The organism is Streptomyces sp. SCL15-4, from assembly GCF_033366695.1.
Taxonomy (GTDB): Bacteria; Actinomycetota; Actinomycetes; order Streptomycetales; family Streptomycetaceae; genus Streptomyces.
In genome coordinates this window covers 5692201-5713392 of record NZ_JAOBTQ010000001.1, presented here as the reverse complement: position 1 = coordinate 5713392, position 21192 = coordinate 5692201, and the positions used below count along the sequence as shown (strand labels likewise).

The 21192-nt window shown below is 71.6% G+C and carries 15 protein-coding genes; 8 read left to right on the top strand and 7 right to left on the bottom strand.

The window, feature by feature from the left end:
- Positions 1 to 56: 56 nt before the first annotated feature.
- A complete protein-coding gene (gene ppdK, locus SCK26_RS25535; RefSeq protein ID WP_318203654.1) occupies positions 57 to 2777 on the bottom strand; it encodes a pyruvate, phosphate dikinase in 2721 nt (906 codons plus the stop codon).
- A 440-nt stretch (positions 2778 to 3217) separates the two neighbouring features.
- Positions 3218 to 4456, bottom strand: a complete 1239-nt coding sequence (locus SCK26_RS25530) for an ROK family protein (protein WP_318203653.1) — start codon at positions 4454 to 4456, stop codon at positions 3218 to 3220.
- Positions 4457 to 4576: 120 nt separating this feature from the next.
- On the opposite strand from SCK26_RS25530, the gene SCK26_RS25525 reads away from it, so the two are divergent.
- From SCK26_RS25525 to SCK26_RS25515, 3 genes are read left to right on the top strand one after another with little or no spacing between them, the layout of a single operon-like run.
- Positions 4577 to 6046 (top strand): MGH1-like glycoside hydrolase domain-containing protein, encoded by a 1470-nt coding sequence (locus SCK26_RS25525; RefSeq protein ID WP_318203652.1) that lies wholly within the window; start codon positions 4577 to 4579, stop codon positions 6044 to 6046.
- Positions 6043 to 7980 (top strand): glycogen debranching N-terminal domain-containing protein, encoded by a 1938-nt coding sequence (locus SCK26_RS25520; protein ID WP_318203651.1) that lies wholly within the window; start codon positions 6043 to 6045, stop codon positions 7978 to 7980. The genes SCK26_RS25525 and SCK26_RS25520 overlap by 4 nt, the downstream gene beginning before the upstream one ends.
- Positions 7981 to 8040: 60 nt before the next feature.
- Complete coding sequence (locus SCK26_RS25515; RefSeq protein ID WP_412080781.1) at positions 8041 to 9759, top strand: CDP-alcohol phosphatidyltransferase; 1719 nt, start codon at positions 8041 to 8043, stop codon at positions 9757 to 9759.
- 17 nt (positions 9760 to 9776) lie between these two features.
- Here the strand turns inward: SCK26_RS25515 and dusB are convergent, their stop codons facing one another.
- Entirely contained in the window at positions 9777 to 10910 is a 1134-nt protein-coding gene (gene dusB / locus SCK26_RS25510) for a tRNA dihydrouridine synthase DusB (protein WP_318203650.1), read from the bottom strand.
- 156 nt (positions 10911 to 11066) lie between these two features.
- Here dusB and SCK26_RS25505 point away from each other — a divergent pair, with 156 nt between their 5' ends.
- A complete protein-coding gene (locus tag SCK26_RS25505; protein WP_318203649.1) occupies positions 11067 to 12521 on the top strand; it encodes an MFS transporter in 1455 nt (484 codons plus the stop codon).
- Between the two features lie 9 nt (positions 12522 to 12530).
- Here SCK26_RS25505 and SCK26_RS25500 read toward each other — a convergent pair whose 3' ends face one another.
- The 3 genes from SCK26_RS25500 to SCK26_RS25490 form a co-directional block, all read right to left on the bottom strand.
- Positions 12531 to 13088 carry a DUF2690 domain-containing protein gene (locus SCK26_RS25500; protein ID WP_318203648.1) on the bottom strand — a complete coding sequence of 186 codons (558 nt, stop codon included), beginning with the start codon at positions 13086 to 13088 and terminating at the stop codon, positions 12531 to 12533.
- A 976-nt stretch (positions 13089 to 14064) separates the two neighbouring features.
- Positions 14065 to 14661 carry a TetR family transcriptional regulator gene (locus tag SCK26_RS25495; protein WP_318203647.1) on the bottom strand — a complete coding sequence of 199 codons (597 nt, stop codon included), beginning with the start codon at positions 14659 to 14661 and terminating at the stop codon, positions 14065 to 14067.
- Between the two features lie 25 nt (positions 14662 to 14686).
- Positions 14687 to 15697: an aldo/keto reductase gene (locus SCK26_RS25490; RefSeq protein WP_318203646.1), complete on the bottom strand. Its 1011-nt coding sequence runs from the start codon at positions 15695 to 15697 to the stop codon at positions 14687 to 14689.
- A gap of 157 nt (positions 15698 to 15854) precedes the next feature.
- Between SCK26_RS25490 and SCK26_RS25485 the strand changes: the two genes are divergently transcribed.
- On the top strand, positions 15855 to 16916 hold the full coding sequence (locus tag SCK26_RS25485; protein WP_318203645.1) for a chitinase: 1062 nt from the start codon (positions 15855 to 15857) through the stop codon (positions 16914 to 16916).
- Positions 16917 to 16981: 65 nt separating this feature from the next.
- On the opposite strand, the gene SCK26_RS25480 is transcribed toward SCK26_RS25485, so the two are convergent.
- Positions 16982 to 18364, bottom strand: a complete 1383-nt coding sequence (locus SCK26_RS25480) for a glycine--tRNA ligase (RefSeq protein WP_318203644.1) — start codon at positions 18362 to 18364, stop codon at positions 16982 to 16984.
- 160 nt (positions 18365 to 18524) lie between these two features.
- Between SCK26_RS25480 and SCK26_RS25475 the strand changes: the two genes are divergently transcribed.
- From SCK26_RS25475 to SCK26_RS25465, 3 genes are read left to right on the top strand one after another with little or no spacing between them, the layout of a single operon-like run.
- Positions 18525 to 19484 carry a metal ABC transporter substrate-binding protein gene (locus SCK26_RS25475; protein ID WP_318203643.1) on the top strand — a complete coding sequence of 320 codons (960 nt, stop codon included), beginning with the start codon at positions 18525 to 18527 and terminating at the stop codon, positions 19482 to 19484.
- Positions 19485 to 19501: 17 nt separating this feature from the next.
- Positions 19502 to 20275 (top strand): metal ABC transporter ATP-binding protein, encoded by a 774-nt coding sequence (locus SCK26_RS25470; protein ID WP_318203642.1) that lies wholly within the window; start codon positions 19502 to 19504, stop codon positions 20273 to 20275.
- On the top strand, positions 20275 to 21177 hold the full coding sequence (locus SCK26_RS25465; RefSeq protein WP_318203641.1) for a metal ABC transporter permease: 903 nt from the start codon (positions 20275 to 20277) through the stop codon (positions 21175 to 21177). Before SCK26_RS25470 ends, SCK26_RS25465 begins: the two co-directional genes overlap by 1 nt.
- Positions 21178 to 21192: the final 15 nt, after the last annotated feature.

Genomic DNA, 21192 nt, shown 5'->3' with positions numbered 1-21192 from the left:
GGCCGTCGTCGATCGGTGAGGGTCGGGGACCGGCGACGGCTCCGGGGTCTGGAGGGTCAGCGGTGGTCGCTGCCCGCCGACTGGGTGGCCGCGCGGCCCGCCTCCAGGCGGGCGACCGGGATGCGGAACGGAGAGCAGGAGACGTAGTCCAGGCCCGCCTCGTGGAAGAAGTGGACCGACTCCGGGTCGCCGCCGTGCTCGCCGCAGACGCCCAGCTTGAGGTCGGGGCGGGTGCGCCGGCCGGCTTCCGCCGCCGCCTTCACCAGGGAGCCCACGCCGTCCTTGTCGATCGTCTCGAACGGGCTGACGCCGAAGATGCCCTTCTCCAGGTACGCCGTGAAGAAGGACGCCTCCACGTCGTCGCGGCTGAAGCCCCACACCGTCTGCGTCAGGTCGTTCGTGCCGAAGGAGAAGAACTCCGCCGCCTCGGCGATCTGGCCCGCGGTGAGCGCGGCGCGCGGGAGTTCGATCATCGTGCCGATGGCCAGCTTGAGCCTCGTACCCGTCGCCGCCTCGACCTCGGCGACGACCTGGTCCGCCTCCTCGCGGACGATCTCCAGCTCCTGGACCGTGCCGACGAGCGGGATCATGATCTCCGCGCGCGGGTCGCCCTTGGCCGCCTTGCGCTCGGCCGCCGCCTCCGCGATCGCGCGGACCTGCATGGTGAACAGGCCGGGGATGACCAGGCCGAGGCGTACGCCGCGCAGGCCCAGCATCGGGTTCTGCTCGTGCAGCCGGTGCACCGCCTGCAGCAGGCGCAGCTCGTTCTCGTGCGGCTCCTGCCGGGACTCCGCGAGGGCCACCCGGACCGACAGCTCCGTGATGTCGGGGAGGAACTCGTGCAGCGGCGGGTCCAGCAGCCGGACCGTCACCGGCAGGCCGTCCATCGCCTCGAAGAGTTCCACGAAGTCCTGCTTCTGGAGCGGCAGCAGGGCCTTCAGGGACGCCTCGCGCTCCTCCTCGGTGTCGGCGAGGATGAGGCGTTCGACCAGCTCGCGGCGGTCGCCGAGGAACATGTGCTCGGTGCGGCACAGGCCGATGCCCTGGGCGCCGAAGCGGCGGGCGCGCAGCGCGTCCTCGGCGTTGTCGGCGTTGGCCCGTACCCGCAGCCGGCGCTTGCGGTCGGCGAAGGCCATCATGCGGTGCACGGCCTCCACCAGCTCGTCGGCGTCGTCGGCGCCCGGGTGCATCCGGCCCTCGAAGTACTCCACGACCGGGGACGGGACGACCGGGACCTCGCCCAGGTAGACCTTGCCCGTGGAGCCGTCGATGGAGATCACGTCGCCTTCCTCGACGACGTGCCCGCCGGGGACCGTCATCCGGCGCCGCTTGGTGTCGACCTCCAGCTCCTCCGCGCCGCACACACAGGTCTTGCCCATGCCGCGGGCGACCACGGCCGCGTGGGAGGTCTTGCCGCCGCGGCTGGTCAGGATGCCCTCGGCCGCGATCATGCCGTCCAGGTCGTCCGGGTTGGTCTCGCGGCGGACCAGGATGACCTTCTCGCCGGAGCGGGACCACTTGACGGCCGTGTACGAGTCGAAGACCGCCTTGCCGACCGCCGCGCCCGGCGAGGCCGCGATGCCCCGGCCGACCTGCTCGACCTTCGCGTCCTCGTCGAAGCGCGGGAACATCAGCTGGGCGAGCTGGGCGCCGGTGACGCGCTGGAGCGCCTCCGTCTCGTCGATCAGGCCCTGGTCCACCAGCTGGGTGGCGATCCGGAAGGCCGCGCCCGCCGTGCGCTTGCCGACGCGGGTCTGGAGCATCCAGAGCTGGCCGCGCTCGATGGTGAACTCGATGTCGCAGAGATCCTTGTAGTGGTTCTCCAGCGTCTCCATGATCCGCATGAGCTGGTCGTACGACTTCTTGTCGATCCGCTCCAGCTCGGCGAGCGGGACGGTGTTGCGGATGCCCGCGACCACGTCCTCGCCCTGCGCGTTCTGCAGGTAGTCGCCGTAGACGCCCTGGTGGCCGGAGGCGGGGTCGCGGGTGAAGGCGACGCCCGTGCCGGAGTCGGGGCCGAGGTTGCCGAAGACCATCGAGCAGACGTTCACGGCGGTGCCCAGGTCGTGCGGGATGCGCTCCTGGCGGCGGTAGAGCCTGGCGCGGTCGCCGTTCCAGGAGTCGAAGACCGCCTTGATCGCGAGGTCCATCTGCTCGCGCGGGTCCTGCGGGAAGTCCCGGCCGGCCTCCTTCTTGACGATCTTCTTGAAGGCGGTGACCAGCTTCTTCAGGTCCGCGGCCTCCAGGTCGGTGTCGACCGTGACCTTCTTGGCGGCCTTGGCCTTGTCGAGGGCCTCCTCGAAGAGGTCGCCCTCGACGCCGAGGACGGTCTTGCCGAACATCTGGATGAGGCGGCGGTAGGAGTCCCAGGCGAACCGCTCGTCGCCGGCCTGGGCGGCCAGGCCCTGCACGGACGCGTCCGACAGGCCGATGTTCAGGACGGTGTCCATCATGCCGGGCATGGAGAACTTGGCGCCGGAGCGGACCGAGACCAGCAGCGGGTCGTCCGCCTGGCCGAGCTTCTTGCCCATCTTCTGTTCCAGGGCGTCGAGGTGCGCGCCGACCTCGTCACGCAGTGCCGCGGGCTCCTCGCCACTGTCCAGGTAGACCTTGCAGGCCTCCGTGGTGATGGTGAAGCCGGGAGGGACCGGCAGACCGAGGTTGGTCATCTCGGCGAGATTGGCACCCTTGCCACCGAGAAGGTCCTTGAGGTCCTTGTTGCCCTCGGTGAAGTCGTAAACGAACTTCGGCGCGTGGGGTTCTTTGTTTTCCGACACGGGTCTCGACTCCTTGAGGCCACGGTGGCTGCCCTGACGGCGAGGAACATACCCAGATCGAAGGCGGTTGGGTACGTCTACTTGCTCGTCATGCGCCTGTAACCACCCGTCCGCCAGCGGATCGAAAGTCAAAGCTTGGCAAGCCTGGCCGGGATTATGTTTTCACTTCTTGAACACAACGTCGCCCATAGGCGCGGTTTCCTGCTCACATGAGCATCCACCGACACGACTGATTTCGATCGCTGAACGATCAAGGGGTGGCACCCAGTGCCACCCCTTGGAGAAGTGCAGTCGTGCAAGATCCGCTCATCTGAGCGGTGCCCCTATCAAGGGTGGCGAGAATCACGCTGCCACAGGCCGCCGGATTCCACCATGCGGACGACACTCCGGACACCAGTCGGAGACGGCTCCGGACCGTCCTTCGGCCCGCCTCCCGGCCGTCACACCCCCATCGCCGCGAGCCGCTCCTCCACCCGCTCCGGCGCGTACAGGTGCTCCACCACCAGTGCCCCGGCCCCGATCAGCCCGGCGCGCTCGCCGAGCCGGGAGGTGACCACGTCCAGGTGGGCCGTGGAGCGGGGCAACGCCCGCTGGTAGAGCAACTCGCGCACGCCGGTCAGGAAGGGCGTCCCGGCCAGGTCGCCCGCGATCATCAGCACGCCCGGGTTGAGCAGGGTCACCACCGTCGCCAGCACGTCCCCGACCTGCCGGCCGGCCTCCCGCGCCAGCGCCGCGGCCTCCGGGTGCCCCGCGGCCAGCAGGTCCCGCACGTCCGACCCGGAGGCGGCCGGCACTCCGGTCGCCGCCAGCCGCCGGGCCACCGCGCCACCGCTGGCGACCGCCGCGAGGCAGCCCCGCGAACCGCACCGGCACAGCGCGTCGGCGCCGACCCGGATGTGCCCGAGGTCGCCCGCGCCGCCGTCCACGCCCCGGTAGATCGAGCCGTCCACCACCACTCCGGCGCCGATGCCGGTGGACACCTTGACCAGTACGAAGGCCGTGCAGTCGGGGTATCCGGTGCGCTGTTCGCCGTAGGCCATGAGGTTGGCGTCGTTGTCGACCAGCACCGGCAGCGCGGGCGCCCCGGTGCGCTCGGTGAAGACGCGTGACATCCGGCTCCGGATGTCGTACCCGTCCCAGCCCGGCATGATCGGCGGCTGCACCACGCGGCCGGTCTCGCTGTCCACCGGGCCCGGCACCGCGATCCCGATCCCGCACACCTCCTCGGCCCGGTGCCCGGCCTTGACCAGCAACTCCTCGAACCAGCCGCCCAGTTCACCGAGGACCTTCTCCGGGCCCTCCTCCACCACCAGCGTGCCGGCGTGCTCCGCCAGGATCTCGCCGGTCAGCGTGAGCACGGCCGCGCGGGCGTGCCGGGTGTCCAGGTCGGCGGCGAGGACCACGGCGTGGGAGTCGTCGAACTCCAGGGTGATGGAGGGGCGTCCGCCGAGCGGCGAGTCGACCGGGCCGCCGGCGCCCTCGCGCAGCCAGCCCGCCCGGAACAGCCGGTCCAGGCGCTGGCCCACGGTGGCCCGGGACAGTCCGGTCGCCTGCTGGAGCGCTCCGCGTGTCACGGCCCGGCCGTTGCGCACGAGGGCGAGCAGATCGCCGGCTCCCGCCTGGCCTCCGCTCCTGCCGCTCCTGACGGCCCTGCCGGTCCTTCCCGGACGTCCGGTCATGCGCACCCCCTTGTGTTTCTCCAGCTTGCATTACATATTGAGTTTTGCGTGTTAATTAGACGTAACCCTACGGTGGCCGCGGCCGAACCCGATCGGCCGCACGTCTTCGGGGAGCCCCGAGTGGATCGCACCGCCCAGGTCAGCAGCCGTCCCTTTCCGTACGAGATCGCATACGATCCACCGACCGCGTCGGCGTTCCCGCACGTCAGGGCCGCCCGGCTGCTGGAGGCCAACTGGACGGGCGCCTCGACGGTCCCGTCCCGGAAGCTGTACCCGCACCAGTGGTCCTGGGACTCGGCGTTCATCGCCATCGGGCTGCGGCACGTCTCGCCGGCGCGGGCCCAGACGGAGCTGGAGACGCTGCTGGCCGCGCAGTGGGCCGACGGACGCGTCCCGCACATCGTCTTCAACCCCTCCGTCCCGCTCGACGCCTACTTCCCGAGCCCCGACTTCTGGCGCTCCTCCACCGCCGGGCGCGCCGCGGGCGCCCCGCGCACCGTACAGACCTCCGGCATCGTGCAGCCACCGGTGCACGCGCTCGCCGCCTGGCTGGTGCACCGCGCCGACCCCGCCCTGTCCCGCGCCCGCGGCTTCCTGGCCCGCGTCTATCCGCGGCTGGCCGCCTGGCACCGGTATCTGCTGCACCGGCGGGACCTGGGCGGCGCCGGCCTGGTGGCCGTGGTCCACCCGTGGGAGCAGGGCATGGACAACAGCCCCTGCTGGGACGCCCCGCTGGCCCGGATCACCCCCGCGCCCGCCCGTTCCTTCCGCCGCGCCGACCTCGACCACGGCGCGGCGGAGGACCGGCCGACGGACCTGGACTACGGCAGGTACGTACGGCTGGCCGCCGACTACCGGGACCGTGAATACGCGGACGGGGACGGGGAGTTCGCCGTGGAGGACCCGGCGTTCAACGCCCTGCTGATCGTTTCCGAGCACGCCCTCGCGAGGATCGCCGAGGAGCTGGGCGCGGCCGGCGCCGCCCGCCGGGAGCGCGCCGAGCGGCTGACGGCGGCCCTGGTGGAGCGGCTGTGGGAGCCGGCCGCCGGGATGTTCCTGTGCCGGGACCTGCGAGGCGGCGGCGGGCTCCGGCCCGAGCGCTCGGTCTCCGGGCTGGTCCCGCTGCTCCTGCCCGGCCTGCCCCGGGCCGTGGCCGCCGCGCTGGTGCGCACCCTGCGCGGGCCGCACTTCTCGCTCGGCGACCGCACCCGGCTGGTGCCGAGCTACGACCTGCTCGGAGAGGCCTTCGACCCGCACCGGTACTGGCGCGGCCCGGCCTGGTTCAACACCGGCTGGCTGCTGGAACGCGGCCTGCGCACGCACGGCGAGACGGCCGCGGCCGACGCCCTGCGCACGGCGTTCCTGGACCTGGCCGGCGCCACCGGCTTCGCCGAGTACGTCGACCCGTACACCGGCGATGCCTGCGGCGCGACCGGCTTCAGCTGGACGGCGGCGCTCGCGCTGGACCTGTACCACCGCGAGCGCGTACCGCGTGAACGTCAAGGGCCGGACAAGAGCCCTCAAAGGGGCGTGTCCCGGCTCGGCACCGGCACGTTCGACAAGAGTGACCAAGGAGGGGACCGGGGATGACGGACCGGCATCATCTGCTCGTGCACGGCGCCACCTTCGCCGCCGTGGGCGACCGCGGCGACATCAGCGGAGTACGCGGCAGCGGCTCCCCGGACGGGCTGTTCGTCCGGGACGCCCGGCACCTCAGCCGCTGGCAGCTCACCGTCGACGGGGCGGTGCCCGAGGTGCTCAGCCCGGTGACGGACGGGGACGAGACCCGCTGTGTGCTGGTCCCGCGCGGCGGCCGGCAGGAACCGCCGGCCCACACCGTCTTCCGTGCGCAGGCCGTCGGCGACAGCTCGTTCGTGGAGTCGCTGCGGGTCACCAGCAACCGCCCGGTGCCCACCACCGTCCGGCTCGCGCTCACCGTGGACGCCGACTTCACCGACCAGTTCGAACTCCGCTCCGACCACCGCACCTACGTCAAGGCCGGCGCCGTACGCTCCCGCCGGCTCGTCGCCGACGGCATCGAGTTCGCCTACCAGCGGGCCGACTGGCGCTCCTGTACGACGATCACCGCCGACCCCGCCCCGGACGCCGTGGAGGAGACCGGCACCGGCGCCCGCCGCCTGGTGTGGTCCCTCGACCTCGCGCCGCACGGCACGACCGAGCTGCTGCTGCGGGTGATCGCCCGCCCGCACGGCGAGAGGCGCGCCCTGCGCGTGCCCCGCGACCCGGCCGCCGTCCACCGCCAGTTACGCGCGAAGGAGGAGGAGTTCACCCAGGGCGTGGCCTTCCCGGCCGAGTGGCCGGAGCTGGCCGCGGCCTGTGTCCGGGGCCTCGCCGACCTCGCCGCGCTCCAGGTGCCGGCCGGCGGACCGGACGGCGAGGAGCTGCGTGTCCCGGCGGCCGGCGCGCCCTGGTTCCTCACCCTGCTGGGCCGGGACGCGCTGCTCACCTCCCTGTTCGTCCTGCCCTACCGCCCCGGGCTGGCCGCCGCCACCCTGCTCGCCCTGGCCGCCACGCAGGCGACCGGCGCCGGCGACTCCCCGGTGGCCCAGCCCGGCAAGATCGTGCACGAGGTACGGCACGGGGAGCTGGCCCACTTCGGGCAGGTGCCGTTCGGCCGCTACTACGGCTCGGTGGACGCCACCCCGCTGTTCCTCGTCCTGCTCGGCGCCTACGTCGAGCAGACCGGCGACACGGCCCTGGCCCGCCGGCTGGAGCCGCACGCCCGGGCCGCCGTCGGCTGGATGCTCGACCACGGCGGGCTGACCTCGCGCGGCTATCTCGTCTACCGCGCCGACGAGGGCGGCCTCGCCAACCAGAACTGGAAGGACTCACCCGGCGCGATCTGCTGCGCCGACGGCACCCGGCCCACCGGCGCGGTGATGGCGGCGGGCGCGCAGGGCTACGCGTACGACGCGCTGCGCCGCACGGCGTCGGTGGCGCGCGGGGTGTGGGGCGACGAGACGTACGCGGCGCTGCTGGAGCAGGCGGCGGCCGATCTGCGGGACCGGTTCCAGCGGGACTTCTGGATGCGGGAGCAGTCGTTTCCCGCGCTGGCGCTGGACGGGCAGGGCCGGCGCGTCGACGCGCTCGCCTCCGACGCCGGGCATCTGCTGTGGTCGGGGCTGCTGGACAAGGAGTACGGCGAGGTGGTGGGCCGGCGGCTGCTGGAACCGGACTTCTTCTCCGGCTGGGGCGTGCGCACGGTGGCCTCCGGGCAGGCGGCCTACCATCCGCTGTCCTACCACCGCGGTTCCGTCTGGCCGCACGACAACGCGCTGATCACGCTGGGCCTCGCGCGCTACGGCCTGCACGACGAGGCCCGCGCGGTGGCGCACGCGCTGGTCGACGCGGCGGCGGCGACGGGGTACCGGCTGCCGGAGGCCTGGGCCGGCTACGGACGGGACACCCACGGCGAGCCGGTCCCGTACCCGCACGCGTGCGGCCGCGAGGCCCGGTCCGCGGCGGCGCCGCTCGCCTTGCTGACGGCGGTGGGGGGCGCCTGAGCGCACGGTGTCCCGCGCTCCTCGGTGAACAGCGGTCCGCCGCGGGCCGTACCCACGGGCATGCGTCAGTCAGTCGTGGTCGAGCCCGGGGCGGCCGGGCCGCAGGAGTCCGTCGTACGCGGTGCGTGGTGGCGGTGGCCGGGCAGGGCACGCGCGCTGTCCGCCGGCCTCACCGGCCTCGCCGCCCTGCTCGTGCTCGCAGCGCTCGTGATGCCGGACTCGGTCGACCGGCTCGGGCCCGCCGCCTTCGTGCGGATACCGGCGGAGGCCGTCGTCGGGGCGGCGGTGCTGCCCGCGCTGCCGCGCCGGTCCCGGACGGCGGTGGCGGCGGTGTGCGGGGTGCTGCTCGCGGCGCTGACCGTGCTGAACGCGCTGGACATGGGCTTCGAGCAGTACCTCGGCCGGACGTTCGACGTGGTGCTGGACTGGAGCCTGCTCGGTGACGCGGAGTCGTACCTGGAGGACTCCCTCGGCCACGGAGTCGCTCTCACCGCCGTGTGCGGGGCGGCCGGCCTGGTCCTGCTGCTCTTCGTGCTGCTGGCGCTGTCCATGGTGCGGCTGACCGGACTGCTCGCCCGGCATCCCGGCGCCGCCCGCCGCGGCACCCTGGTCGCCGCCGTCGCCTGGGTCGTCTGTGCCTCGCTCGGCCTCCGGCCGGCGGCCGTGCCGCTCGCCTCGCACGGCGCCGTGACCGCGCTGCGCGGCCAGGTCCACCGGGTCTCCGACACCCTCCGGGACGAGGCGGAGTTCCGCGAGGCGGCCCGCGTCGACGCGTTCGGGAACACTCCGGGCAGCCGGCTCGTGCCCGATCTGCGCGGCAAGGACGTGATCTTCACGTTCGTCGAGAGCTACGGCCGCAGCGCGATCGAGGACCCGGTCACGGCGCCCGGCGTGGACCGGATGCTCGACGCCCGCACCAAGGCCCTGGCCGAGTCCGGTTTCCACGCCCGCAGCGGCTGGCTGACCTCGGCGACGTACGGCGGCAACAGCTGGCTGGGCCACTCCACCACCATGTCGGGCCTGTGGATCAGCAACCAGCAGCGCTACCGCACGGTCATGGCGAGCGACCACCTCAGCCTGACGGGCGCGTTCCGCAGGACCGGCGCGTTCGAGACGGTCGGGGTGATGCCGGGTGTGCAGAAGGGCTGGCCGGAGCAGAAGTGGTACGGCCTGGACAAGGTCTACGACGCCTTCCGGCTGGGCTACCGCGGGCCCAAGTTCAGCTGGTCGACCATGCCCGACCAGTACGCGCTCCAGCAGTACCAGGAGCGCGTGCACGGCAAGCGCCCGGCCGCCGGCAAGGGGCGGATGTCGCTGCTCATCCTGACCTCCAGCCATCAGCCCTGGGCGCCGGTCCCGAAGATGGTGGACTGGGACCGGCTCGGGGACGGCTCGGACTTCGAGGAGATGGAGGCGACGGGCACGAAGGCGGCGGACGTCATCGCCGACACCACCAGGTCCCGCGAGGAGTACGGCAGGTCGATCCGCTACTCGGTGACCGCCCTCACCGAGTGGCTGGCGCGGTACGGCACGAAGGACACCGTGCTGGTCTTCCTCGGCGACCACCAGCCCATCGCCCGGGTCAGCGGCAACCACGCCGGCCGGGACGTGCCGGTGTCGCTCGTCGCCAAGGACCCGAAGCTGCTGGACAGGATCGCCGGCTGGCACTGGACCGACGGCCTGCGCCCCGCCCACGACGCCCCGGTCTGGAAGATGAGCGCCTTCCGGGACCGCTTCCTGAGCGCGTACGGCTCGACACCGGGCCCGAGGAGGAACTGACGGGCCCTCTCGGCAGGTCAGCCGCCGGACGTGTCCAGCTCCGCGTCCTCACCGACGCCCGAGCAGTCGTACGGGTCCTTCAGCCACCCGTCCGGCAGGACGACCCGGTTGTTGCCGGACGTCCGCCCCCGCGGCCCCTCCGCCCCGGCCGGCCACGGCTGGTCCAGGTCCAGCTCGTCCAGCCCGGCCCGCAGCTCCCGGAGCGACGAGGTGATCGCGAGCCGCTTGCGCATCTCGGAGCCGACCGCGAAGCCCTTCAGGTACCAGGCGACGTGCTTGCGGAAGTCCACCACGCCCTTGGACTCGTCACCGCTCCACTCCCCGAGCAGCGTGGCGTGCCGGACCATGACGTCGGCGACCTCCCGCAGGGTGGGCCGTACGAAGTCCTCGGTCCGCCCCTCGAACCCGGCCACCAGGTCCGCGAACAGCCACGGCCGGCCCAGGCACCCCCGGCCGACCACGACCCCGTCGCAGCCGGTCTCCCGCACCATCCGCAGCGCGTCCTCGGCCGACCAGATGTCGCCGTTGCCGAGCACCGGGATCTCCGGCACGTGCTCCTTCAGCCGCGCGATGGCCTCCCAGTCGGCGGTGCCGCCGTAGTGCTGGGCGGCGGTACGGCCGTGCAGGGCGATGGCGGTCACTCCTTCCTCGACGGCGATGCGGCCGGCGTCGAGGAAGGTGATGTGGTCGTCGTCGATGCCCTTGCGCATCTTCATGGTCACCGGCAGGTCGCCGGCGCCGGAGACCGCCTCGCGCAGGATGGCCCGCAGCAGGTTCCGCTTGTACGGCAGCGCGGAGCCGCCGCCCTTGCGCGTCACCTTCGGCACCGGGCAGCCGAAGTTCAGGTCGATGTGGTCGGCGAGGTCCTCCTCCGCGATCATGCGGACGGCCTTGCCGACGGTCGCGGGGTCGACGCCGTACAGCTGGATCGAGCGCGGCCGCTCGCTCGCGTCGAACCTGATCAGCTGCATGGTCTTCTCGTTGCGCTCGACCAGCGCCCGGGTGGTGATCATCTCGCTGACGAAGAGTCCCTTGCCGCCCGAGAACTCCCGGCACAGGGTGCGGAAGGGCGCGTTGGTGATCCCCGCCATGGGTGCGAGCACGACCGGCGGCGTCACGGCGTGCGGTCCGATGGACAGAGGCTGGGTCATCGTCAGGGCTCCGGGACGGATCTACGGCGACAGGGGCAGGACCCCATTGTCCCTCACCCGGCGCAGCGCCCGTCCGGCAGCCGGGCGAGCCGCCCGGCGAATCGTGCAACGGTCATTAGTTAGACGCACTATCGAAGTGGGCGTACGATGACGGGCATGCCCGAGTTGAGCCATCGCCGACGCATGCTCGTGCTCGCGATCTGCTGCATGAGCCTGCTGATCGTGAGCCTGGACACCACCGCGCTGAACGTGGCGCTGCCCGCGATGCAGCGCGATCTGGACGCCACCACCTCCGGTCTGCAGTGGACGATCGACGCCTACACGCTCGTCCTGGCCTCGCTGCTGATGCTCGCCGGCTCCACGGCCGACCGGATCGGCCGCAAGCGCGTCTTCATGGCGGGCCTGACGGTGTTCACCGCCGGCTCGGTGCTCTGCTCGCTCGCACCGAACCTGGAACTGCTCGTCGTCTTCCGCATGGTGCAGGCGGTGGGCGGCTCGATGCTCAACCCGGTCGCCATGTCGATCATCACCAACACCTTCACCGACCCGCGTGAGCGCGCTCGCGCGATCGGTGTGTGGGGCGCGGTCGTCGGCATCGCCATGGCGGCGGGCCCGCTGGTCGGCGGGCTGCTGGTGCAGTCGGTGAGCTGGCGCGCCATCTTCTGGGTCAACCTCCCGGTCGGCCTGGCCGCCCTCCTGCTCACCCTGCGCTTCGTCCCCGAGTCCCGCGCGCCCCGCGCCCGCCGTCCCGACCCGGTCGGCCAGGTGCTGGTGATCGCGCTGTTCGGCGCGCTGACGTACGCGATCATCGAGGCGCCGGAGTCCGGCGCCGGCCCGGTCGTCCCCTTCGCCGTGATCGCCGTGGCCGCCCTGCTGGCCCTCCTCCGGTACGAGCCCCGGCGCGCCGAACCGCTGATCGACCTGCGCTTCTTCCGCTCGGCTCCGTTCAGCGGCGCCACCGTCATCGCGATCAGCGCGTTCGCGTCCCTGGGCGGCTTCCTGTTCCTGTCCACCCTGTATCTGCAGAACGTGCGCGGCCTCGACGCCCTGCACGCGGGCCTGTGGATGCTGCCGATGGCCGTGCCGACGTTCCTGTGCGCCCCGCTGTCCGGCCGCCTGGTCGGCAGCCGCGGCCCCCGGATCTCCCTGCTGGTGGCCGGTGCCGCGATGACCGCGAGCGGTGTCCTGTTCGCCGCGTTCGAGGCGGAGACGTCGAACACCACCCTGCTGCTGGGCTACGTCCTGTTCGGCATCGGCTTCGGTTTCGTGAACGCGCCGATCACCAACACGGCCGTGTCGGGCATGCCCCGCGCCCAGGCCGGGGTCGCCGCCGCCGTCGCCTCCACCAGCCGGCAGCTGGGCTCGACGCTCGGCGTCGCGGTGGTCGGCGCGGCCCTCGCCTCCGGCATCGGCTCGTCGCCGTACCGCGAGGCGTTCGTGACGGCGGCCCGCCCCGGCTGGTGGATCCTCACCGGCTGCGGCCTGGCCGTCCTGGTCCTCGGCCTGCTGAGCAGCGGCCGCTGGGCCCGCCGCACGGCGGAACGGGCGGCGGCGAGCCTGGAGACGGCCCGGATACACCCGGTCGCGGAGACGGCGTCGAAGGGGGCGTGACCCGGGCGGTCACTGCCAGGCGGTGGCCTCGGTCGCGTGGATGCAGTACCGCTCGAAGGTGCTGGCGCCACCGGCCTTCGGCACCGCGCACGCGGTGACCTGGAACTCGCCGTCGGGGACCGTCACCATGTGGGTGAACTGGTCGTTGTCGTACTCGATCTCGGCGGAGCGCGTCGTGCCGCCCGAGACGCGGACCGTCACCCGGTCGCCGGGATTCCCCTGCTCGATCTTCGCCCAGACCGCCTCGCAGTCCTCGCTGTAGCGGATCTGGAGCAGCGCGGGATTGTCCACGGTGGGCTTGAAGGTGCGCGCGTCCTCGCCGCATCCCTGGTTCTGCGGGTTCTTGCCCTCGCAGGCGTCTCCGTCGCCGGGGCAGGTCGGCTGGTCGAAGAGCGCACTCAGTACGTGGTCCCCGAGCGGGGTCATCACGGCGGCGGCCCCCGCACCGACAATGGCGACCGCGTACGCCAACGCCGCCGGGCCGCTGAGCCATTTCTTCCACCACGGGGGCTGGGGCGGAGGGTCCGCGGGTGCGGTGGAGTTGTCGCCGGTGTCGGCCGTCGCCATGAGAACCCACCTTGATGAGCCGGTCCTTACGGCCAGGATCAACCACCGCCGGGCACCGCCGTAAGGCGCACACGGAAGCGGAAGGGCGCGTCGACTGCCGACGCATGCGCCCCCACACCGCCACGAGAGATCCCTCAGCATGGTTATTACTTCATCACATCATAATTATTAAACCTCTTCATGAATGGCTTGAATTTATCCGCGATTCACGGAGTGGCACGGTCGATGGAATACGCACGCACTCCTTCGGCGCCCGGTCCATAGCCAAGTACGCTCCGGACTGCTCGGCCACAGGCCTGATGGACGCCACCACAGGTAAGTACTACACCCCGCCGGTCACTTTCTGCTGATACGCCCCTTCGACCACAGAGGGAAGAAGCCCTGCACAATGGGCTCCTTCCCTGGTCTCGTTCCCATTCCCCTCCCGACAGGACCGCCGCTATCGTGATCGACGCGTCCGTTCAGGCCATTCCTGGGCTGCTCGTCTGGTTCATTCCGATCGCCCTGTGCTTGGCGACATCCTCGCCGTGACCTTGCTGCCCGCAGACGGAGGGCCCGTCGGCGGCGGAGCGGTATGCGATCCGAGTTCGCCATTTCCTCGGACGCCGACCTCTCCCAGCGCTCTGCTGAACGTCGCCCTGTTCCTCCGGGACGCATCATGAATTTCACCGCCCGTGCGATGAAGGATTCCAAGCTTCCCGAAAGCACTCTTACAAAGGACGAGGCAGCGCGGTGTCGAGAACGGTGACGTGTTCACTGACGCCGTCACCGGCCTGCGAATCTCCCAAGGCGCCCTGGTCCGCCAGCGGTTCGGATCACAAGCGTCCCGCACGATCCGGCACGTGCCGGAGGCGTCCGGCCCGAAGGGCGGCCGGGACACCGTCCGGGACTGGTGCCTGCGGCGCACCGGCCGCACCGGACGACCCCGTCGCCCGCCCGGCGACCGGACGGCCGCGCGTAGCCGCCCCGAGGGCTCCTACCCCGCCGCCCTCAACCCCCGCACCAGCAACCCCACCACCGCCTCGAACTCCTCCTCGATGCCCGGGGACGTCCACTCGCGGGCGTAACCCGGGTCGTGGAAGCGGCCCGTGGCCTGGAAGACGGCGCGGGCCGTCGTGGCCGGGTCGGGGACGGTGAAGTCGCCCGACTCCGTGCCCGCCGCGATGATCCGGGTCAGCTGGCCGGTGAGGTCGGCGAGGTGGTCGTGGACCACGCCGCCGAGTTCGTCGACGAGCACGGTGTACGTGGCGAACAGCTCGGGATCGTCGCCCGCCTTGTGCCGCTTGGCCTCGAAGAGGGCGGCGAGCCAGTCCCGCAGCCGCCGCTCCGGAGCGAGGTCCTCGGCGGCGGCGATGCCGGCGAGCCGCTCGGAGGTGCGGTCCAGCCAGCGCTTGGTGACCGCCTCGCGCAGGGCCGCCTTGGTGCGGAAGTGGCGGTAGACGCTGCCATGGCTGACGCCGAGCGCGCGGGCCACGTCGACCACGGTGGCCTTGGCCGGGCCGTGGCGGCGCAGCACCTCCTCGGTGGCTTCGAGGATGCGCTCGGCGGTCAGAATTTCGCTGGTCGATGGCATGTCTAGACGGTACCCGGCACGACCGTCAGCGTTCGCTGTCGAGCATGGCCATCTGCTCCGCCGCGTACCGGTCGCCGGCCGCCGCGTCCGCCGGCACGGCCGCCTCGATGGCGGCGAGGTCGGCCTCCTCCAGGGTCACGTCCAGCGCGCCCAGGGCCTCGCCGAGCCGCTCCCGGGTGCGGGCGCCGACCAGCGGCACGATGTCCTCACCACGGGAGAGCACCCAGGCGATGGCGATCTGCGCGACGGAGACGCCCTTCTCCTCCGCGATCTTCCGCAGGGACTCGACCAGGTTGAGGTTGTGCCGGAGGTTGTCGCCCTGGAAGCGCGGCGAGTGGGCGCGGAAGTCGTTCGCGGCGAAGCCCTGGCCGGCCGAGACATGGCCGGAGAGGAGGCCGCGCGAGAGCACGCCGTACGCGGTGACGGCGATGCCCAGTTCCCGCAGCGTGGGCAGGATCTCCCGCTCGGGACCCCGGGAGATGAGCGCGTACTCGATCTGGAGGTCGGCGATGGGGGCGGTGGCGGCGGCCCGGCGGATGGTGTCCGCGCCGACCTCGCTGAGCCCGATGTGCCGGACCCAGCCCTTCTCGACCAGTTCGGCGACGGCGCCGACGGTCTCCTCGATCGGCACGTCCGGGTCGAGCCGGGACGGGCGGTAGACGTCGATGTGGTCGACGCCGAGGCGCTGGAGGGAGTAGGCGGCGAAGTTCTTCACGGCGGCCGGGCGGCCGTCGAAGCCGTACCAGTCGCCGTCCGGGCCGCGCAGCGCGCCGAACTTCACGCTGACCAGCGCGTTCTCACGGAGACCGGCCGGGGCCGTGCGGAGCGCCTCGTTGATCAGCAGTTCGTTGTGGCCCATGCCGTAGAAGTCGCCGGTGTCGAGCAGGGTCACGCCGGCCTCCAGGGCCGCGTGGAGGGTGGCGATCGACTCGGCGCGGTCCGCCTCGCCGTACATGCCGGACATGCCCATGCAGCCGAGGCCGAGGGCGGAGACCTGGGGACCGGTGGCGCCGAGGGCGCGGGTTCGCATCGTCATGCCTCCACTGTGACATGACAGCTGACAGATTTCAATATCTGTCACTCCAACAATGTCCGCCGACGGTCCTGGTCCAGACCTCTTGACGAATGGTCTGGACCAGCGCACTGTCATGTCTGCGACACCCCATCGACCCGAACCCCCGCCGGGAGGCCCGATGCTCCGCCGCACCCTGCGCCTGCTCACCGCCGCCCTGACCGGCGCCGTCCTCGCCCCGCTCGCCATCGCCACCGCGCCCGCCGCGTCCGCCTCCGCCACCGCCGACACCTGCGCGGTGAAGTCACGGCCGGCGGGCAAGGTGCTCCAGGGCTACTGGGAGAACTGGGACGGCTCCGCGAACGGCGTCCACCCGCCCTTCGGCTGGACCCCGATCACCGACTCCCGCATCGCCGCCCACGGCTACAACGTGATCAACGCGGCCTTCCCGGTGATCCGCTCCGACGGCACCGCGCTGTGGGAGGACGGCATGGACGCCGGCGTCAAGGTGGCCACGCCCGCCGAGATGTGCCAGGCCAAGGCGTCCGGCCAGACGATCCTGCTGTCCATCGGCGGCGCGGCGGCTGGCATCGACCTGTCGTCCCAGGCGGTCGCCGACCGGTTCGTGGCGACCATCGTGCCGATCCTGAAGAAGTACAACTTCGACGGCATCGACATCGACATAGAGACCGGCCTGGTCGGCAGCGGCAACATCAACCAGCTGTCCGCGTCCCAGGCCAACCTGATCCGCATCATCGACGGCATCCTCGCCCAGATGCCGGCGGGCTTCGGCCTGACGATGGCCCCGGAGACGGCGTACGTCACCGGCGGCAGCGTCACCTACGGCTCGATCTGGGGCGCGTACCTGCCCGTCATCAAGAAGTACGCGGACAACGGCCGTCTGTGGTGGCTGAACATGCAGTACTACAACGGCAGCATGTACGGCTGCTCCGGCGACTCCTACTCGGCGGGCACCGTGCAGGGCTTCACCGCGCAGACCGACTGCCTGAACAAGGGCCTGGTGGTGCAGGGCACGACGATCAAGGTGCCCTACGACAAGCAGGTCCCGGGCCTGCCCGCCCAGCCCGGCGCCGGCGGCGGCTACATGTCCCCGTCCCTGGTCGCCCAGGCCTGGCGGAACTACGGCACCTCGCTCAAGGGCCTGATGACCTGGTCCGTGAACTGGGACGGCTCGAAGAACTGGACGTTCGGCGACAACGTCAAGGCGCTCCAGGGCCGTTGAGCGGGTGCGGACACGCGAATGCCGGGCGGGCCGATGACGGCCCGCCCGGCATCAGGCGGTCTTGACTAGGCGCCCAGCAGACGCTGCGCCAGGTAGCCCTCGATCTGGTCGAGCGACACCCGCTCCTGCTTCATCGAGTCACGCTCGCGCACGGTGACGGCGTTGTCCTCGAGGGTGTCGAAGTCGACGGTCACGCAGTACGGCGTGCCGATCTCGTCCTGACGGCGGTAGCGGCGGCCGATGGCGCCGGCGTCGTCGAACTCGATGTTCCAGTTCTGCCGCAGCGCCTGGGCCAGGCCCTTGGCCTTCGGCGACAGCTCCGGGTTGCGGGACAGCGGCAGCACGGCCACCTTCACCGGCGCGAGGCGGTGGTCGAGCCGCAGGACGGTCCGCTTCTCCATCTTGCCCTTGGCGTTCGGCGCCTCGTCCTCGACGTAGGCGTCGAGCAGGAAGGCCAGCATGGTGCGGCCGACACCCGCCGCCGGCTCGATGACGTACGGCGTCCAGCGCTCGCCGGCCTCCTGGTCGAAGTAGGAGAGGTCCTGGCCGGAGGCCTTGGCGTGCGCGGAGAGGTCGTAGTCCGTGCGGTTGGCGACACCCTCCAGCTCGCCCCACTCGCTGCCGCCGAACCGGAAGCGGTACTCGATGTCGGCGGTGCGCTTGGAGTAGTGGGAGAGCTTCTCCTTCGGGTGCTCGTACCAGCGCATGTTCTCCTCACGGAGACCCAGGCCGGTGTACCAGTTCCAGCGCTGCTCCATCCAGTATTCCTGCCACTGCTCGTCCTCGCCCGGCTTGACGAAGAACTCCATCTCCATCTGCTCGAACTCGCGGGTGCGGAAGATGAAGTTGCCCGGCGTGATCTCGTTGCGGAACGACTTGCCCATCTGGGCGATGCCGAACGGCGGCTTGCGGCGCGAGGTGGTCTGCACCTGGGCGAAGTTGGTGAAGATGCCCTGGGCGGTCTCGGGGCGCAGGTAGGCGACGGAGCCGGAGTCCTGGGTCGGGCCGAGGTGGGTGGACAGCAGGCCGGAGAACTGCTTGGGCTCGGTGAACTGGCCCTTGTTGCCGCAGTTCGGGCAGTTGACGTCCGCGAGGCCGTTGGCCGGGGCGTGGCCCTTCTTCTCCTCGTACGCCTCCTCCAGGTGGTCGGCGCGGAACCGCTTGTGACACGAGGTGCACTCGGTCAGCGGGTCCGTGAAGGTGGCGACGTGGCCGGAGGCCACCCAGACCTCGGAAGCCAGGATGACGGACGAGTCGATACCGACCACGTCCTCGCGCGACGTCACCATGTAGCGCCACCACTGGCGCTTGATGTTCTCCTTGAGCTCGACACCCAGCGGTCCGTAGTCCCAGGCGGCACGCTGGCCGCCGTAGATCTCACTGCAGGGGAAAACGAAGCCACGGCGCTTGCTCAGGCTGACGATGGTGTCGATCTTGTCGGCGGCCACGGTGCTCTCTTCATTACGACGACGGGCGTTGAAGCGAGATGCTTCCAGCGAATGATTCAGGTTACCGGCGCAGGCTCCCCCACGACCAAATCGGCCCCGGTACAGACCGTATGACGAGCGTTGTTGACAACGGTTTCCATGTTTGATGAAAATGAGTGTCATGAACGTACGACGACGCCTCATACCCACCGCCGCGCTGGCCGCGGTCACCGCCCTCGGGGCCGCCACCCTCGCCGGCTGCTCCGGCGACGCGGCGGGAGCGGGCAACACCGCCACGTTCGACGTCGTCGCGTCGTTCTACCCGATGACCTTCCTCGCCGAGCGGATCGGCGGGAAGCACGTCCACGTCACCACCCTCACCTCCCCCGGCCAGGAACCGCACGACCTGGAGCTCAGCACCCGGCAGATCGCCTCCCTGGAGGAGTCCGACGCGGTCCTGTACCTGAAGAACCTCCAGCCCTCCGTCGACAAGGCCGTGGACCAGTCCCCGGTGGACACGAAGATCGACGCGGCCGCCCTGACCACGCTGGAGCACCACGGCAACGAGGTCGGCGGCCACGCGGCGGAGCACGACGACCACGAGGGCGGCGAGGAGGCGGGCAAGGACCCGCACATCTGGCTCGACCCGGTGCGCTACGCCGAGGTCGCCGAAGGCGTCGGCAAGGCCTTCGAGAAGGCCGACCCGAAGCACGCGGCCGACTACCGGAAGAACACCGCCGCCCTGGTGAAGCAGCTGAACGCGCTGAACACCGAGTTCCGGGACGGCCTCGCGCACACGAAGAGCAAGGTCTTCATCACCACCCACGCCGCCTTCGGCTACCTCGCCGAGCGCTACGGCCTCACCGAGGAGGCCATCAACGGCCTCGACCCCGAGTCCGAGCCGAGCGCCGCCCGGGTCAGGGACCTGGAGAAGACGGCCGCGGCCGACGGCGTCTCCACGGTCTTCTACGAGACGCTCGTCAGCGACAAGACCGCCAAGACCATCGCGAGCGACGCGGGCCTGAAGACCGACGTCCTGGACCCGGTCGAGGGCATCACCGACCACTCCCGCGGCCGGGACTACTTCGCGGTGCAGCGGGCCAACCTCAAGGCGCTCCAGCAGGCCCTGGGCGCCGAGTGAGCGGCACGGGAGAGACCATGACCACCAGCGAACCCGTCATAGCCCTGCGCCGGGTGACCGCCGAACTCGGCGCCCGCCCCGTGCTGCGCGGCATCGACCTGACCGTCGGCCGCGGCGAGGTCGTCGCGCTGCTCGGCGCCAACGGCTCCGGCAAGTCCACGGCCGTCCGCGCGACCATCGGCCAGGTGCCGGTCAGCGGCGGCACGGTCGAGCTGTTCGGCACCCCCCGCCGGTCCTTCCGCGACTGGGCGCGCGTGGGCTACGTACCGCAGCGCACCACCGCCGCGGGCGGCGTCCCGGCGACGGTCACCGAGGTCGTCTCCTCCGGCCGCCTCGCCCGCACCCGCTTCGGGATCTTCCGCAAGGCCGACCGGGAGGCCGTCCGGCGCGCGCTGGAGCTGGTCGGCTTGGCCGACCGCGCCAAGGACTCGGTGACCGCCCTGTCCGGCGGCCAGCACCAGCGGGTGCTGATCGCCCGCGCGCTGGTCTCCGAGCCGGAACTGCTGATCATGGACGAGCCGATGGCCGGCGTCGACCTGGCCAGCCAGGAGGTCCTGGCCCGCACCCTGCGGCAGCAGGTCGAGGCCGGCACGACGGTCCTGCTCGTGCTGCACGAGCTGGGCCCGCTGGAGCCGCTGATCGACCGGGCGGTCGTCCTGCGCGACGGCTGCGTCCTGCACGACGGCCCGCCGCCGCGCGCGGTCGGCCAGCACGCCCTGCCCGGCCACGACCACGTACACCCGCACGCGCCGGCGGGCACCGAACCGATCCGCACGGGACTGCTGAGCTGATGGAATTCCTGAACTACGCCTTCATGCAGCGGGCGCTGCTGGCCGCCGTGCTGGTCGGCATCACCGCGCCCGCGGTCGGCATCTACCTGGTCCAGCGCCGCCAGGCCCTGATGGGCGACGGCATCGGGCACGTGGCCATGACCGGCGTCGGCCTCGGCTTCCTGCTCTCCACCTCCCCGGTGTGGATGGCGACGGCCGTCTCCGTGCTCGGCGCGGTCCTGATGGAGCTGATCCGCTGGTACGGCCGGACCCGCGGCGACATCGCCCTGGCCATGCTCTTCTACGGCGGCATGGCCGGCGGCGTGATGCTGATCAACCTCGCGCCGGGCGGCTCCAACGCCAACCTGACCTCGTACCTGTTCGGCTCGCTCTCCACGGTCTCGCCGTCCGACGTGACCGCGATCTGCGTGCTCGCCGCCTTCGTGCTGCTGGTCACCCTGGGCCTGCGCCGCCAGCTGTTCGCGGTCAGCCAGGACGAGGAGTTCGCGCGGGTCACCGGCCTGCCGGTGCGCGCGCTGAACCTGTTGACGGCCGTCACCGCGGCCGTCACCGTGACCGTCGCCATGCGGGTCGTCGGACTGCTGCTGGTGTCCGCGCTGATGGTGGTGCCCGTGGCGGCGGCCCAGCAGCTCACCCGCAGCTTCACCGTCACCTTCGTGATCGCGGTGGCCATCGGCGTGGCCGTGACCGTCAGCGGCACGGTCACGTCCTACTACCAGGACGTGCCGCCCGGCGCCACGATCGTCCTGCTGACCATCGCCGCCTTCATCGCGCTGACCGCGCTCGCCACCCCGCTGGCCCGGCGCCGCGCCCGCGCGGCGGCCGCGGCGCAACCCGCCCCGGACCCCGCGGAGTGCACGATTCCGGCCGCGCGCGGGGCGACGGACGAGATCGGCGTCTGACCGCTGCCGGCCCGG

What these genes read in the sequence shown, in the direction of transcription:
- SCK26_RS25515 (WP_412080781.1), top strand. Translation starts at nt 8,041, where the DNA reads ATGCGTCAGTCAGTCGTGGTCGAGCCCGGGGCGGCCGGGCCGCAGGAG.
- SCK26_RS25520 (WP_318203651.1), top strand. Translation starts at nt 6,043, where the DNA reads ATGACGGACCGGCATCATCTGCTCGTGCACGGCGCCACCTTCGCCGCC.
- SCK26_RS25495 (WP_318203647.1), bottom strand. Translation starts at nt 14,661, where the DNA reads ATGCCATCGACCAGCGAAATTCTGACCGCCGAGCGCATCCTCGAAGCC.
- SCK26_RS25490 (WP_318203646.1), bottom strand. Translation starts at nt 15,697, where the DNA reads ATGACGATGCGAACCCGCGCCCTCGGCGCCACCGGTCCCCAGGTCTCC.
- SCK26_RS25470 (WP_318203642.1), top strand. Translation starts at nt 19,502, where the DNA reads ATGACCACCAGCGAACCCGTCATAGCCCTGCGCCGGGTGACCGCCGAA.
- SCK26_RS25485 (WP_318203645.1), top strand. Translation starts at nt 15,855, where the DNA reads ATGCTCCGCCGCACCCTGCGCCTGCTCACCGCCGCCCTGACCGGCGCC.
- SCK26_RS25500 (WP_318203648.1), bottom strand. Translation starts at nt 13,088, where the DNA reads ATGGCGACGGCCGACACCGGCGACAACTCCACCGCACCCGCGGACCCT.
- SCK26_RS25475 (WP_318203643.1), top strand. Translation starts at nt 18,525, where the DNA reads ATGAACGTACGACGACGCCTCATACCCACCGCCGCGCTGGCCGCGGTC.
- SCK26_RS25505 (WP_318203649.1), top strand. Translation starts at nt 11,067, where the DNA reads ATGCCCGAGTTGAGCCATCGCCGACGCATGCTCGTGCTCGCGATCTGC.
- SCK26_RS25530 (WP_318203653.1), bottom strand. Translation starts at nt 4,456, where the DNA reads ATGACCGGACGTCCGGGAAGGACCGGCAGGGCCGTCAGGAGCGGCAGG.
- SCK26_RS25465 (WP_318203641.1), top strand. Translation starts at nt 20,275, where the DNA reads ATGGAATTCCTGAACTACGCCTTCATGCAGCGGGCGCTGCTGGCCGCC.
- dusB (WP_318203650.1), bottom strand. Translation starts at nt 10,910, where the DNA reads ATGACCCAGCCTCTGTCCATCGGACCGCACGCCGTGACGCCGCCGGTC.